Below are 15,073 nucleotides of genomic sequence, written 5' to 3'. Positions count from 1 at the left end.
CCCACAGTGATCTCAGTTGCTCACAATAATGTGTTCAACACACAAACCCTGTGGGAGCGGGCTTGCCCGCGATGAGGCCGGCACAGACAACGCATCAACTCAGCTTGAACCCACCCACCTGCCGCGCCAGATCATCGGCCAACCGCTGCAACGTCTGACAGTCATCCCGACAAGCCCTGATCTCCCCCGCCGTCGCCCGCGCCAGATCGGAAATCCCCTGCACATTGCGGTTGATCTCCTCGGTCACCGCCGATTGCTCTTCTGTCGCCGTTGCGACCTGTTGGTTCATGTCGCTGATGTGCTCGACCTGCCCGGTTATCGCCGTCAACGACGCTCCTGTCCTCTGGCTCGACTCAACACCGGTGCCCGTTGCCGCCTGCCCGGCATGCATCGATGACACCGCATTCTCGGCGCCCTGCTTGAGGCTGGCGATCATCTGCTGGATTTCATCGGTAGAGATCTGCGTGCGTCGAGCCAACGTGCGAACTTCATCGGCGACCACGGCAAACCCGCGCCCCATATCCCCGGCCCGCGCCGCTTCGATGGCCGCATTCAAGGCCAACAGGTTGGTCTGCTCGGAAATCCCGCGAATCACCGCCAGCACCTGATCGATCGACGCCACCTGATCGGCCAGCTCGCCCACGGCGCTGGCGGCGACACCGATTTCGTCGGACATGCTTTCGATATGGCGAATCGAGCCGCCCACCACCTCCCTCGCCTGCATGGCCTCATCACGAGCCGTCTGCGAAGCGAGCGCTGCATGGCCGGCGTTCTGCGCGATGTCCTGCACGGTCAGGCCCATTTCGTGGACCGCCGTGGCAACCATGTCGGTCATCTCCTGCTGACGACCGGAACGCTCGGCGGTGTTATCCACCACCCGCGCCACCTGGCCGACCGCCGTGCGCAAGCGCTCGCTGGTGGTCAGAACTTCGCCGATCATGTCGCGCTGGCTGTCGAGGAATCGATTGAAGCCGCGAGCCAGGTCACCCAACTCATCGGCGCGACTGGAATCCAGCCGCTGGGTCAAATCTCCACCACCGCTACCAATGGCGACCAGCGCGGCTGTTACCTGACGAATCGGCCGCACCAGCCCTCGGGCCAGCAACACCACCAGCAACAGGCATACCAGTGCCACCGCCAGGCCGATACCGCTACTCATCCACATGGCACGGCGTGCTTCGGCATAGATTTGCGACTGCGGCACTTCGGCCACCAGCGTCCAGCCCAGATCCCGCAGCGGCAGGCTTAGCGCCAGATAATCTTCGCCCTCGCGCACAAAGCTGCTGCTGGTGGCGGAAAGTTGACCCATGACCGCACGCGCCGCCGGCTCGCTGATTTGCTCGGCCAAGGTACGTTTGCCGCTGAATCGCGCTTCGGGGTGAACCTGAATCAAACCGTCGGAGCGCACGAGATAGACCTTTCCGCGCGTTCCGAAACTGAAGTTGTGGATCAGCTCCGACAGCTCTTTCATGCTCAGTCCGAGCCCGGCGACGCCCACGACTTTGCCGGCCTGTTCGACCTTGATGTCGATGAACAGCGCCAATTCTCCGGTAGCCGTGTCGTTGTCGATATTGAGGGTACGTGGCTGGCTGCTGTCGAGGAACGAGTAGAACCAGGCGTCTCTGGGATTGGAACGACTCAGGGTCCGGTCCAGACCTTTTTCGGTGATGTAATGGCTGGAAGCAGTCCCGATAATCAGCGCGGTAAAGGCCTTGTGCCCGGCGCGAATGCCTTCCAGATACTGTGCAAATGTGGAGGTCTGGCTACTGTTCTCACCCCCGGCCAACCAGTCGCGCACCATGCTATTGCTGGCGATGTCCTTGGCGGCGGTAAGCGGTTGAACGAGGATGCGCTCGATGTCGTTGCGCATCGCCTCGATGCTCGATGGCAGCGCTTGTTCGACCAGATAGCGCTGGGCGAGGCGGTTGACCACGAGGGTATAAATGCCAACCACGATCAGCACGCTGACCAGCAAGGCGGTGCCCATGCTCAAGATCAACTGCCATTGAATACTGCGTCGCCAGAACTGCATGGAGCACCCCCAAAGAATAAGAGGCTGAAACACTGCAACAGCCGTGCCGATTGTATACAACTAAACCGACAATTTATTCTTTGGTTGTGCGCAAAGCCGATCAGGCCTGATTGATCGTCTTGGAGATCACTTCAACCGTGGCGCTGACTTGCTCTTGGTAACGGTCGAGTTCGAGCTTGTGCTGCTTTTGCATTTCAATCTGCTGGGAACACAGATTCATCGCGGCCAGCACCAGCAGTCGATCACCGATCAGGGTCGGGTATTTCTTTTTGGTCTCTGCCAGGGCAGCCTTCAACATCAATGCAGCATCCAGCAGGGTCTGCTCTTCCCCGGCCGGTGCCTTGATCGAATAGTCCTCCCCCAGGATCGAGACGACTTTTACCCCTGGGCCGTAACTCATGCGCTGACAGGGCCAGCGCTGACGCGCTCAACCAGGGCCTGGATGCGTGCGGCGGTGGCGCCTTGTTTCTCTTCCTGTTCCATCAGGCTCAGTTGCAGGCTCTCGTTTTCATCCTTGGCCTGGGCCAGTTCGGCGCTCAGGGCTTGGTTGGTGCCGAGCAGGGTTTGGTTCTGTTGTACCAGGTCGCTGACCAGCTGTTCCAATTGGCTTAGGGATGCTTCCAACATTTTGATTTTCCAGGCATTTTCAAAGGGCGCGTACGATAAAGAAAAGTCACCGCGGATGCCAGGGTTAAACAGGCGCAAGGCCTTGATTTTCCTGACCGGTGACCTTCTCGCGAACTTTAAAGACTGTGATTGGCCGATCTGGTTCCTGCACTTCGTCGCCCGCCCCTTTTCCTTTTGCAGGAGCGAGCACGCTCGCGATGGACGTTAACGTTTACGCGGGCAGTCTGGATAAGCGCGTTATCGTTAACGTCCATCGCGAGCAAGCTTTGCTCCCACGAGGCTCAAGACTTCAGTCGCATGACCGATAAGTCGTTCATACGTCAGCTCCGGCACCGCTCAGGTGCGTTCCATTCGGTAAATACCATGTCCCTTCGTAATATGAATATCGCCCCTCGAGCGTTCCTCAGCTTCGCACTGATCGGTGGCTTGATGATGGTTCTGGGAGTGTTTGCCTTGAACCAGATGAGCAAGATCCGTGGCGCCGCCGAAGACATCACCAACAACAGTGTGCCGAGCATCAAGAGCCTCGACGACTTCACCCAGCTGACCCTGCGTTTGCGTGTGCTCTCTTATCGTTTGCTGGTGAACCGTGAACCGGATGTTCAGCAAAAAACCATGGAACTGTTCGAACTGCGTAATCAGCAGATTCGCACGGCCCAGGCCACTTACGAAAAACTGATCGCCAGCCCGCAGGAACGTGCGGCCTACGATCAGTACGTGCAGCTGCTGGGACAATACCGCCAGATCGAAGACCGGATGAAGACCCTGTCTCGCAATAATCAGGTCGACGAACTGCGCAGCCTGCTCAACACCGATTTGCTGAACAACTCCGAAGCGATCAACACGGTGCTGAACACGCTGCTGGAGATCAACACCCGGCAGACCCTCGACACCAACCAGCAAGCCGCCGATCAGTACGCTTCGGCATTCTCTCTGGTGATCACCCTGCTGGTGATCGCCACCGGCCTGACCCTTCTGCTCGCCTGGTTGCTGACCAACAGCATCACCAAACCGATCGCCAACGCCTTGAATGCCGCCGAGCAAATCGCCGAAGGCAACCTGACGCGCCCAATCACCGTCGATGGCGAGGACGAGGCCGGCCGCCTGCTGCAAGCGATGTCCAGGATGCAGGACAAGCTGCGCGACACCCTGCAACGGATTTCCGGTTCGGCCACTCAATTGGCTTCTGCCGCCGAAGAACTCAACAGCGTGACCGACGAAAGCGCCCGCGGTCTGACTCAACAGAACAACGAAATCGAACAGGCCGCTACAGCGGTCAACGAAATGACCAGCGCCGTGGAGGAGGTCGCGCGCAATGCCGTCAGCACGTCCGAAGCCTCGAAGAACGCCACCACCTCTGCCGGTGATGGTCGTGACCTGGTGCAGGAAACCGTCAGCGCCATCGAACGCATGAGTGCTGACGTGCAGAGCACGGCCACGCTGATCAGCGATCTGGCCAATGAATCGCGCGATATCGGCAAGGTACTGGACGTGATTCGCGGCCTGGCCGACCAGACCAACCTGCTGGCCCTCAACGCGGCCATCGAAGCGGCGCGCGCCGGTGAGGCCGGTCGCGGCTTTGCGGTAGTGGCGGATGAAGTGCGGGCCCTGGCGCACCGCACCCAACAGTCGACCAGCGAAATCGAACGCATGATCGGCAGCATCCAGAGCGGCACCGAGCACGCGGTGGATTCGATGCGCAACAGCACCGAGCGCGCCGAGTCGACCCTGAACATCGCCCGCGGCGCCGGGATGTCGCTCGACACCATCAACAGCGCTATCGTGGAAATCAACGAGCGCAACCTGGTGATCGCCAGCGCCGCCGAAGAACAGGCGCAAGTGGCCCGCGAAGTGGACCGCAATCTGGTGAACATTCGCGATCTGTCGGTGCAGTCGGCCACCGGTGCCAACCAGACCAGCGCGGCCAGTAGCGAGCTGTCGCGATTGGCACTGGATCTGAACAATATGGTCGGGCGATTCAGCCTGTAATAAAGGGTAGTCACCATCCCGTAGGAGCTGGCTTGCCAGCGAAGGCGACCTCAAGAACATCGCAATATTTGAGGGCCTCTTCGCTGGCAAGCCAGCTCCTACAAGGGGTCGGCTGTATTTGCAGATTGGGTTTTATTGATCTGCAAAACCTTTTTGACAGCATCACATTTCAACAGGTTAGAATCGCTGGCACGCAGACTGCATGGTCAGTTTGTGCCCGCCTTTCAGCTTTCTGGAGTACTGCCTTTGAATGCGACGACCATCAACAGCCTGTTCTTGATCGGCGCGTTGCTGGTAGGTGCGAGCATTCTGGTGAGTTCACTTTCTTCGCGCCTCGGCATTCCGATTCTGGTCATCATCCTGGCCGTGGGTATGGCCGCCGGGGTCGATGGCGGCGGCATCATTTTCGATAACTACCCCACGGCTTATCTGGTCGGCAACCTGGCACTGGCGGTGATCCTGCTGGATGGCGGTTTACGCACCCGGGTGTCGAGTTTCCGCGTGGCGTTATGGCCAGCCTTGTCACTGGCAACGGTCGGCGTGTTGATCACCACCGGGCTGACCGGCATGGCCGCTGCCTGGCTGTTCAATCTGAACCTGATTCAAGGCCTGCTGATCGGCGCTATTGTCGGCTCCACCGACGCCGCGGCGGTGTTCTCATTGCTGGGTGGCAAAGGCCTGAACGAGCGGGTGACCGCCAGCCTTGAGATCGAATCCGGCAGCAACGACCCGATGGCGGTGTTCCTCACCGTGACCCTGATCGACATGCTCGCCAGCGGCCAGACCGGCCTGCACTGGAGCCTGCTGACCCACCTGCTGCGCGAGTTCGGTATCGGTGCAATCATCGGTCTGGGCGGTGGCTGGCTCATGCTGCAATTGGTCAACCGTATCAACCTGGCCACCGGCCTTTATCCGATTCTGGTCATCGCCGGCGGCCTGGTGGTGTTTGCCCTGACCAACGCCCTGCATGGCAGCGGTTTCCTGGCGGTGTACCTGTGCGGCCTGGTGATCGGCAATCGGCCGGTGCGCAGTCGCCATGGCATTCTGCACATGCTCGACGGCATGGCCTGGCTGGCGCAGATCGGCATGTTCCTGGTGCTGGGGCTGCTGGTCACCCCCCACGACTTGCTGCCCATTGCATTGCCGGCATTGGGCCTGGCGCTGTGGATGATCCTGTTCGCCCGGCCACTGTCGGTAGTGGTCGGTCTGCTACCGTTCAAGGCCTTCCATGGGCGCGAAAAGGCGTTCATTTCCTGGGTCGGCTTGCGCGGCGCAGTGCCGATCATTCTGGCGGTGTTCCCGCTGATGGCGGGCCTGCCCAACGCCCAGCTCTACTTCAACCTCGCCTTCTTTATTGTGCTGGTGTCGCTGCTGGTTCAGGGCACGAGCCTGCCGTGGATCGCCAAACTGCTGAAGGTGACGGTACCACCGGAGCCCGCGCCGATTTCGCGCTCCGCGCTGGAAGTCCATGTCACCAGCGAATGGGAGCTGTTCGTTTATCGTCTCGGCGCCGAAAAATGGTGCATCGGCTCGCACCTTCGTGAACTGAAAATGCCCGAAGGCACCCGCATCGCAGCCCTGTTTCGGGGTGAACAACTGCTCCATCCGTCGGGTAGTACGGTGCTCGAAGTCGACGATTTGCTCTGCGTAATCGGCCACGAACACAACCTTCCCGCCCTCGGAAAGCTGTTCAGCCAAGCGCCACAACGGGGCCTCGATTTGCGCTTCTTCGGCGACTTCGTGCTCGAAGGAGACGCCCAGCTGGCGGCGGTTGCTGCCCTGTACGGGTTGAAGGTCGAAGGCATCGATCCGGACATGTCCCTGGGCCACTTCATTGCCCAGAAAGTGGGCGGCGCACCGGTGGTCGGCGACCAGGTGGAATGGAACAACACCATCTGGACCGTCGCGGTCATGGAGGGGAACAAGATCGGCAAAGTGGGCGTCAGATTCCCCGAAGGAAGTCGCCCGGGTCCCGGCTTGTTCCTCTAAACTCCAATCTTCGTCCTGTTTTTTAATCGGTCTTTATGTCAAGCCTGCGCACTTTTTTCGTCCTGGTCCTGTTGGGCCTGAGTCTCTCCGTCGGCACGCTGCAAGCCGCCGAACCACCCACCCGCGAAACCGTGCAGGCGAGCCTGGACAAGATCGCCGACCGCAAACTGCCGGAGGCGGATCAAAAGGCCCTGCAGTCGGTCCTGCAAGCCACGCTGACACAGCTCAACAACCGGCGTGATTACGAGCAAAAGCTCAGCGACCTCAAGCAGCGCCTGGCCACGGCCCCCAAGCAAACCGTCGAGAACCAGCGCGAGCTGACGCGTCTCAAGGCCAGCAGCGAGGTGCCGGTCGCGCAACGCTTCACCAAAGAGTCGATCCAGCAGCTTGAGCAAATGCTCACCGAGCGCTCGACCCAGCAAAGCGATCTGCAAAAGGCCCTGGCCGACGCCAATAGCCTGATCATTACCGCCCAGACCCGCCCGGAGCGCGCCCAGGCGGAAATCTCCACCAGCCAGACGCGCATCCAGCAGATCAACAATATCCTCAAGGCCGGCAAGGACAGCGGCAAGACCTTGAGCGCCGAGCAGCGCGACCAGCTCAACGCCGAACTGTCGGCCCTCAACGCCCTGATCCCGCTACGTCGCCAGGAACTGGCCGGCAACACCCAGTTGCAAGACCTGGGCAACAGTCAGCATGACTTGTTAACGGAAAAGTCCGATCGCCTGGACCGTGAAATCCAGGAAATGCAAAACCTGATCAACCAGAAACGCCTGGCTCAATCCCAGGAGACGGTGACGCAGCAGTCCATCGAAGCGCAAAAAGCCGGTGGCAGCAGCCTGCTGGCCACTGAAAGCGCGGCCAACCTGAAACTCTCTGACTATCTGCTCAAAAGCACTGACCGCCTCAACGAGGTCACCCAGCAGAACCTGCAGACCAAGCAACAACTGGACAGCGTGACCCAGAGTGATGCGGCCCTGGACGAGCAGATCAATGTGCTCAAGGGCAGCCTGCTGCTCTCGAAGATTCTCTACAAACAGAAACAGGCCTTGCCGCGCCTCAGGGTCGACCGAGACCTGGCCGACCAGATCGCCGACATCCGCCTGTACCAGTTCGAAGTCAGCCAGCAACGGGAGCTGCTCAGCAACCCCGCCACCTACGTCGACAACCTGCTGTCGGCTCAACCGCCCGAGCAAGTCACCCCGCAACTGCGCAAAAGCCTGCTGGAACTGGCCACCACCCGGGCGGATCTGCTGGAGCGGTTGAACCGCGAACTGAGTGCCGTACTCAACGAGTCCATCACCCTGCAACTGAACCAGAAGCAACTGCTCAGTACCGCGCAAAGCCTGCGGGCAACGCTCGACGAACAAATGTTCTGGATTCCCAGCAACAAGCCGCTGGATCTGGAATGGATACGCGGCACACCGGATCGCCTGAAACGTCAGATCGATGCGCTTCCCCTGGCCTCCAGCCTGAGCGAACTGATCGATGGCCTGACCCAGCGACCGCTGCTGTTCCTGCCGCTGGCGCTGCTGATCGGTGCCCTGCTGTGGCGTCGCAAGAACCTGTATGCACGACTGAACAAGGTTCACCAGGACATCGGCCACTTCAAGCGCGACAGCCAGTTGCACACCCCGCAGGCGATCTTGATCAACATTCTGCTGGCGATGCCGGTGTCGCTGGGCCTGGCGTTATGCGGCCTGGCCCTGCAAATCGACGCCCGAGGGCAGAACGCCTACATGGGCTCGGCCTTGCTGCAAATGGCCCAGGCGTGGCTGGTGTTCTACACCGCCTATCGGGTCCTGGCACCGGGCGGCGTGGCAGAGCTGCATTTCCGCTGGGAAAAACCTCAGGTCGAATTCCTGCGCGGTTGGGTCCGCCGGCTCGGCATGGTGGTGATGGCGCTGGTGGCGGTGGTGGCGGTTGCCGAGCTGCAACCGGCGGCCCTGGCTGACGACGTGATGGGTATGCCGGTGGTCCTCACCTGCTACGCCTTGATGACCTGGCTGCTCAGCCGCCTGCTGATCAGCAGCCCGACCCACGAACACGCCTCGCTGTTCCGCAAGTCCGTGGCCATCATGTTCACCGCCCTGCCGGTGGCCCTGTTCGTCGCCGTGTGCTTTGGCTACTACTACACCGCGCTGAAACTCAGCGACCGGTTGATCAACACCCTGTACCTGCTGATGTTCTGGCTGGTGATCGAAGCCACCTTCGTGCGCGGCCTCAGCGTGGCGGCACGACGCCTGGCTTACCAACGCGCGTTGGCCAAGCGCCAGGCCGCGAAGGAAGCCGGCGACGGCGAAGCGGTGATCGAAGAACCGACCCTGGATATCGAAAAGGTCAACGAACAGTCCCTGCGCCTGATCCGCCTGGCCCTGCTGGGCGGCTTCATGGCAGCGCTGTACTGGGTCTGGGCCGACCTGATCACGGTGTTCTCGTACCTGGACAACATCACCCTCTACGAATACACCAGTGGCACCGGTGCCAACATGAGCATGGTGCCGATCAGCATCGGCGACATGCTGGGTGCGCTGATCATCATCGGCATCACCTTTGCCCTGGCGCGCAACCTGCCGGGGCTGCTCGAAGTCTTTGTGCTGTCGAAGCTGAACCTGGCCCAGGGCAGTGCCTACGCCACCACCACGCTGCTGTCCTACGTGATCGCCGGGGTCGGTTTTGTCTCGACGCTCTCGACCCTCGGCGTCAGCTGGGACAAGTTGCAGTGGTTGGTGGCGGCGCTATCGGTAGGCCTGGGTTTCGGCATGCAGGAGATTTTCGCCAACTTCATCTCAGGCATCATGATCCTGTTCGAACGCCCGGTGCGGATCGGCGACACCATCACCATCGGCAACCTGTCGGGCACGGTCAGCAAGATCCGTATCCGTGCCACGACCATCACCGACTTCGACCGCAAGGACATCATTGTCCCGAACAAGACGTTCATTACCGGACAACTGATCAACTGGTCCCTGACCGACACCATCACCCGCGTGACGCTCAAGCTCGGGGTCGATTACGGCTCCGACCTGGACCTGGTGAAGGAACTGCTGCTCAAGGCCGCCCGTGATAACCCGCGCGTCCTGAAAGACCCGGAACCTCACGTGTATTTCCTGAACTTCGGCGAAAGCACCCTCGACCACGAGCTGCGCATGCACGTGCGTGACCTCGGTGACCGTAACCCCGTACTCGATGAGGTCAACCGCTTCATCAACCGCGAGTTCAAGAAGCAGCACATCAACATCTCGTTCCGGCAGATGGAGGTTTACCTCAAGAACCTTCATGGCCAGGAATACAAGATGGTGCCGATCGAGCCGGAAGCCAAAACCATCGTGCCACTCAACGATGACAAGCAACCGCCGCTGGCACCGCCTGCCGCCAAACTCGACTAACCGGGCATTCCCCAGCAGAATGCTCGGACATTCTGCTGGAGACGGCCTTTGAAAGCCCTCGACGAACTGACCTTCGATAATCGCTTCGACCGCCTGGGCGATGCGTTTTCCGCCCATGTGCTGCCCGAGCCGATCGACAATCCGCGCCTGGTCGTGGCCAGCCCCGCCGCCATGGCGCTGCTGGATCTCGACCCGGCCGTGGCCGAAACCCCGGAGTTCGCCGAGCTGTTCAGCGGCCACAAGCTCTGGGCCGACGCGATCCCGAGGGCAATGGTCTATTCCGGTCATCAGTTCGGTTTCTATAACCCGCAACTGGGCGACGGTCGCGGCCTGTTGCTGGGCGAGGTGTACAACGAGGCCGGCGAGCATTGGGACCTGCACCTCAAGGGCGCCGGGCAGACACCCTTTTCACGCATGGGTGACGGACGGGCGGTGCTGCGCTCCTCGATCCGCGAATTCCTCGCCTCCGAAGCCCTGCAGGCGTTGAACATCCCGACCACCCGGGCGCTGTGCGTGATCGGCTCCGACACGCCGGTCTGGCGCGAGAAACAAGAGCGCGCGGCCATGGTCCTGCGCCTGGCACCGAGCCATGTGCGCTTCGGCCATTTCGAATACTTCTACTACACCAAACGTCCAGAACAGCAGAAAGAACTCGGCGACCACGTCCTCGCCATGCATTTTCCAGAGTGCCTTGAACAGCCGGAACCCTACCTGGCAATGTTCCGCGAGATCGTCGAGCGCAATGCCGAGCTGATCGCCAAGTGGCAGGCCTATGGTTTCTGCCACGGGGTGATGAATACCGACAACATGTCGATCCTCGGTATTACTTTCGACTTCGGCCCGTTCGCCTTCCTCGACGATTTCGACGCCAATTTCATCTGTAACCACTCCGACGATCAGGGCCGCTACTCCTTCAGCAACCAGGTGCCGATCGGCCAATGGAACCTCAGCGCCCTGGCCCAGGCCCTGACGCCGTTCATCAGTGTCGAGGCCCTGCGCGAAACCCTCGGCCTGTACCTGCCGCTGTTCCAGGCCCATTACCTGGACCTGATGCGCCGCCGCCTGGGTCTCACCACCGCTGAAGACGACGACCAGAAACTATTGGAGCAACTGCTGCAACTGATGCAGAACAGCGGCGTCGACTACAGCCTGTTCTTCCGCCGTCTGGGTGAAGAATCACCCGAAGCGGCTGTCCGCCGTCTGCGCGATGACTTCGTCGACATCAAGGGCTTCGATGCCTGGGGCGAACTTTACGTAGCCCGGATTGCCCGTGAAGGCGAACTGGATCAGGAACAGCGTCGCCAACGGATGCATGCCGTGAACCCGCTGTATATCTTGCGCAACTATCTTGCGCAGAAGGCTATCGATGCGGCGGAAAAAGGCGATTACTCGGAGGTCCGCCGGCTGCACGCGGTACTGGGCAAGCCTTTCGAGGAACAGCCGGGGATGGAAAGCTACGCCGAACGGCCGCCGGAGTGGGGCAAGCATCTGGAGATCAGTTGTTCGTCGTGAGGTGCAGCGCAATTGAAAATTTGAGCGGGTGGCTCCAGATAAGGGCTACCCGCCTTTTACTGGACCCTCCGTCATGACCGACCCACTCCTCATCCCCTGCCCCCACTGCAACGGCCTCAACCGCATCCCTGCCGAGCGCCTGAACGATCATCCCAAATGCGGTCGCTGCAAGTCCGAAGTCCTGCTGAATAAACCCTTTGAACTGAAGCAAGGCGATTACGCCAGCCAGATCAAGGGCGATCTGCCGCTGCTGGTGGACGTGTGGGCGGACTGGTGTGGGCCGTGCAAGTCGTTTGCTCCGGTGTTCGAGCAGGCGGCCGTGCAGTTGGCGGGCAAGTGCCGGCTGGCCAAGCTGGACAGCGAGGCTAATCAGCAGCTGTCGGCGCAGTTGGGGATTCGCTCGATACCGAGCCTGATTCTGTTCAAGAACGGTCGGGAAGTCGCGCGCCAGAGCGGGGCTTTTCCTTTGCCGCAGTTGATGAGTTGGTTGCGTAGCCAGGGGATCTGACGGCCGCGTCGATCAAAATGTGGGAGCGAGCCTGCTCGCGATGAGGGCCTCATATTCAACATTTCTGTTGATCGGTCTACCGCTTTCGCGAGCAGGCTCGCTCCCACATTGATGGATCGTGCCAGTAGCAGGAATCAGGCGTTTTCCAGCAGGATATGCAGCTCGACGAACTGTTGCGTCAGCTTGTGCCGCGGGTCGAGGTGGATCAGCGGCGTGTTGGCCTGGTGGGATTCGCGCATGCGTACCGAGCTGCCCAGGTACACCGGTAGCACCGGCAAGCCTTCGGCAATCAATTCGTCGAGCATTTGCTGGGGCAGGCTGGCGCGGGCCTGGAACTGGTTGACTACGATGCCTTCGACTTCCAGCCCTTCGTTGTGGTCGTCCTTCAATTCGTCGATTTCCGCCAACAGGCCATAAAGCGCCTGGCGCGAGAAACTGTCGCAATCAAAAGGAATCAGCACGCGATCGGCAGCGATCAGCGCCGAAACCGCATAAAAATTCAGTGCTGGCGGCGTATCGAGGTAGATCCGGTCGTAATCTGCGTCAAGCTCTTCCAACAACTTACGCAGTTTGTTGATCTTGTGCTTGGCTTCAAGCTTGGGCTGCAAGTCCGCCAGTTCGGCCGTGGCGGTGATGACATGGAGGTTGTCGAACGGGGTTTCATAAATATCGACCTTGCTCTTCTTCGCAAATGGCCCGGAAGACAAGGTCTGCTTGAAGAAATCGGCAATACCCATCGGAATGTCATTGCCGGTGAGTCCCGTCAGGTACTGAGTGGAGTTGGCCTGGGCATCGAGATCCACCAACAGGGTGCGATAACCCTCAGTGGCGCTGACCGCCGCCAGATTGCAGGCAATACTGGACTTGCCCACACCACCTTTCTGATTGAACACCACACGCCGCATGTCAAAACCTCCGTGTATCAATGAATGACCGAGTGTAGTGGTCCACGGCATGGCTTAGCTACCTCCCTGACACAGGGACTACTCGGTCATCGGCAATCTCCCACAAGAAAAGCGGCAAACGCGGGTGTGAACAGCCACCAGAGCCGACAGACGGGGCGCTAGCATTGTGAATAATTTTCAAACGCGCAGTTTTCACGAACTAACCGGCCCATCGCGCTGTGCAAAATGTAACCAGCATTTGCTACACGTTCGCGGCACCGGGATAATGCGCACCACTCGGCGCCAGGCGCCACGTAGAGTGAGTCGTGGTTTTCTACCACTCACCGCGTCAAGAAGCCCGCAGGGGCGGGATGAATGTCTGTGATCAACTTCAACATCGCCCAGTGGCGCGCATGGGCCCCGGGGCTCGAAAGCGTGGACGATTGGCAGGCCTGGAGCCGACGACCGGTCGTGCTGCCGGTCAGCGATGCCGCTCCCGACGTGTCGTTCCTGCCCGCCATGCAACGCCGACGCCTCAGTCGCCTGGCGCGAATGGCGTTCAGTGTCGGCTGGCCTCTGGCCGAAGGTCGTCAGGACTTGCCGCTGGTGTTTGTTTCCCGTCACGGTGAAACGCCACGCACCTTCGACATTCTCAGCGATCTGGCCGCCGATCAGCCGCTGTCGCCGACACAGTTCAGCCTGTCGGTGCATAACGCCATCATCGGCCTGTGGTCGATCATGCGCGGTGAAACCAGCGAAATGACGGCGCTCGCCGCTGCCGGTGACGGTCTGGAACACGGCATGCTGGAAGCGGCGTCCCTGCTCGATGAAGGTGCGCCCGCGGTATTGCTGGTGGTGACCGAGGACCAGCCGCCCGAGGCTTACTCAACCTGGATCGACGATGTACCTTTTCCTTATGCCGTCGGCCTGCTGATCACACCCGGCAATGACTGGCAGCTGTCGCTGAACAGCCCCGCGGATGCGTTGTCCAAATCCCGCTGGCCGCACGCGCTGAATCTGTTGCGTGTGTTGCTTGGCCAGCAAACCACCTGCCAACATGCCTGGAAAAATCGTGTATGGACCTGGCAACGCAACCCGTGACAGAAAAGAACCGCGACGCCTATTACTGGCGCCTGCTGGCCACCGCCGCGAGCTTCGCCCTGTTCGGGCTGGGCGGGCTGTGCCTGCGCCTGGTGGTTTTCCCTTTGTTGGGTTGCCTGCCGGGCGATGCCCAGACCCATCGGCTGCGCGCGCGGCAAACCGTCAGTCGCTGCTTCTGGTTTTTTGTCCGGTTCATGGCACGCGCCGGTGTGCTGACCTACGACATCCAGGGCGCGGAAAAACTTGGACGGCCCGGCCAGATGATCGTCGCCAATCACCCGTCGCTGATCGATGTGGTGTTTCTGATCGGCCTGGTGCGCCACGCCAACTGCGTGGTCAAGCAAAGCCTCTGGGAAAACCCGTTCACCCGCGCGCCCCTGCGCCGTACCGAATACATCAGCAACGATGGCAGCATGGACATGCTCGATGCCGCCGCCGATGCGCTGAAAAGCGGCCAGACCCTGATCATCTTTCCCGAAGGCACCCGCACCCATCCGGGCCAGGCGCCCGCCTTTCATCGGGGGGGTGCGGCAATTGCCGTGCGGGGTGCGAAAATCCTCACCCCGGTGGTCATCAAGGTCAGCCCGACGACATTGACCAAGGCCGAGCCCTGGTATCGGATCCCCAAACGCCGCGTGCACTTCAGTTTCCGTGTCGGCGCCGATATAGACCCACAGGCGTTCGCCGTGCTGGGCCCGGCGCCTCAGGCCTCGCGCAAGCTCAACGATCATTTGCATTCTTACTTCATCAAGGAGCTCGCCGAAGATGAGCGATCTGAACACCGATAGCCTGAACCGGGACATCAAAGAGTTGATCATCGAAGCCCTCGGCCTCGAAGACATCAGCGCCGAAGACATCGGCGACCAACAGACGCTGTTCGGCGAAGGCCTGGGCCTGGACTCGGTCGACGCGCTGGAACTCGGCCTGGCCATTCAGAAAAAGTACGGCATCAAAATCGACGCCGACGCCAAGGACACTCGTAATCACTTCAGCAACGTGGCGAGCCTTGCGGCGTTCGTCACTGCAAAACAGGCAGCTTGAG

The 15,073-nt window shown here is 60.5% G+C and carries 12 protein-coding genes and 2 pseudogenes; 9 read left to right on the top strand and 5 right to left on the bottom strand.

All coding sequences use genetic code 11. The annotated features are described in order from the left end of the window. Nucleotides 1–94 precede the first annotated feature (94 nt). The 4 genes and pseudogenes from LAB08_RS30700 to LAB08_RS02045 all read right to left on the bottom strand — a co-directional run bounded on the left by LAB08_RS30700 (nt 95) and on the right by LAB08_RS02045 (nt 2,659). Nucleotides 95–826: a methyl-accepting chemotaxis protein gene (locus LAB08_RS30700; RefSeq protein ID WP_436799353.1), complete on the bottom strand. Its 732-nt coding sequence runs from the start codon at nt 824–826 to the stop codon at nt 95–97. A gap of 132 nt (nt 827–958) precedes the next feature. Beyond that, a pseudogene (locus LAB08_RS30695) lies at nt 959–1,987 on the bottom strand (HAMP domain-containing protein); the annotation flags it as partial. A gap of 145 nt (nt 1,988–2,132) precedes the next feature. Beyond that, nucleotides 2,133–2,432, bottom strand: a complete 300-nt coding sequence (locus LAB08_RS02050) for a cell division protein ZapA (protein ID WP_096513760.1) — start codon at nt 2,430–2,432, stop codon at nt 2,133–2,135. Then, complete coding sequence (locus tag LAB08_RS02045; RefSeq protein ID WP_056852308.1) at nt 2,429–2,659, bottom strand: hypothetical protein; 231 nt, start codon at nt 2,657–2,659, stop codon at nt 2,429–2,431. Before LAB08_RS02045 ends, LAB08_RS02050 begins: the two co-directional genes overlap by 4 nt. Before the next feature lie 297 nt (nt 2,660–2,956). On the opposite strand from LAB08_RS02045, the pseudogene LAB08_RS30690 reads away from it, so the two are divergent. The 6 genes and pseudogenes from LAB08_RS30690 to trxC form a co-directional block, all read left to right on the top strand. Beyond that, a pseudogene (locus LAB08_RS30690) lies at nt 2,957–3,793 on the top strand (MCP four helix bundle domain-containing protein); the annotation flags it as partial. Beyond that, nucleotides 3,776–4,648: a methyl-accepting chemotaxis protein gene (locus LAB08_RS30685; protein WP_436799352.1), complete on the top strand. Its 873-nt coding sequence runs from the start codon at nt 3,776–3,778 to the stop codon at nt 4,646–4,648. The pseudogene LAB08_RS30690 and the gene LAB08_RS30685, both read left to right, overlap by 18 nt. Nucleotides 4,649–4,894: 246 nt before the next feature. After that, complete coding sequence (locus tag LAB08_RS02035) at nt 4,895–6,637, top strand: potassium/proton antiporter (protein ID WP_096513762.1); 1,743 nt, start codon at nt 4,895–4,897, stop codon at nt 6,635–6,637. A gap of 35 nt (nt 6,638–6,672) precedes the next feature. Continuing rightward, the gene (gene mscK, locus LAB08_RS02030) at nt 6,673–10,026 is read left to right on the top strand and encodes a mechanosensitive channel MscK (protein WP_096513763.1); all 3,354 of its coding nucleotides are present in this window, start codon (nt 6,673–6,675) and stop codon (nt 10,024–10,026) included. Nucleotides 10,027–10,074: 48 nt separating this feature from the next. Further along, nucleotides 10,075–11,538 (top strand): protein adenylyltransferase SelO, encoded by a 1,464-nt coding sequence (gene selO, locus LAB08_RS02025; RefSeq protein ID WP_096513764.1) that lies wholly within the window; start codon nt 10,075–10,077, stop codon nt 11,536–11,538. Nucleotides 11,539–11,611: 73 nt separating this feature from the next. Further along, nucleotides 11,612–12,046, top strand: a complete 435-nt coding sequence (gene trxC, locus LAB08_RS02020) for a thioredoxin TrxC (protein ID WP_096513765.1) — start codon at nt 11,612–11,614, stop codon at nt 12,044–12,046. Nucleotides 12,047–12,180: 134 nt separating this feature from the next. Here the strand turns inward: trxC and LAB08_RS02015 are convergent, their stop codons facing one another. Beyond that, nucleotides 12,181–12,951 carry a ParA family protein gene (locus LAB08_RS02015; RefSeq protein WP_096513766.1) on the bottom strand — a complete coding sequence of 257 codons (771 nt, stop codon included), beginning with the start codon at nt 12,949–12,951 and terminating at the stop codon, nt 12,181–12,183. A gap of 354 nt (nt 12,952–13,305) precedes the next feature. On the opposite strand from LAB08_RS02015, the gene LAB08_RS02010 reads away from it, so the two are divergent. From LAB08_RS02010 to LAB08_RS02000, 3 genes are read left to right on the top strand one after another with little or no spacing between them, the layout of a single operon-like run. Further along, entirely contained in the window at nt 13,306–14,031 is a 726-nt protein-coding gene (locus LAB08_RS02010; protein WP_096513767.1) for a beta-ketoacyl synthase chain length factor, read from the top strand. Further along, nucleotides 14,007–14,819: a lysophospholipid acyltransferase family protein gene (locus LAB08_RS02005; RefSeq protein ID WP_096513768.1), complete on the top strand. Its 813-nt coding sequence runs from the start codon at nt 14,007–14,009 to the stop codon at nt 14,817–14,819. The genes LAB08_RS02010 and LAB08_RS02005 overlap by 25 nt, the downstream gene beginning before the upstream one ends. Then, nucleotides 14,797–15,072 (top strand): phosphopantetheine-binding protein, encoded by a 276-nt coding sequence (locus tag LAB08_RS02000; RefSeq protein ID WP_077045064.1) that lies wholly within the window; start codon nt 14,797–14,799, stop codon nt 15,070–15,072. Before LAB08_RS02005 ends, LAB08_RS02000 begins: the two co-directional genes overlap by 23 nt. Nucleotide 15,073: the final 1 nt, after the last annotated feature.

Source organism: Pseudomonas izuensis (assembly GCF_002356535.2).
GTDB classification, from domain to species: Bacteria; Pseudomonadota; Gammaproteobacteria; order Pseudomonadales; family Pseudomonadaceae; genus Aquipseudomonas; species Aquipseudomonas izuensis.
Note: the sequence above shows the minus strand (reverse complement) of the source record. Positions and strands in the feature narration are given on the sequence as shown.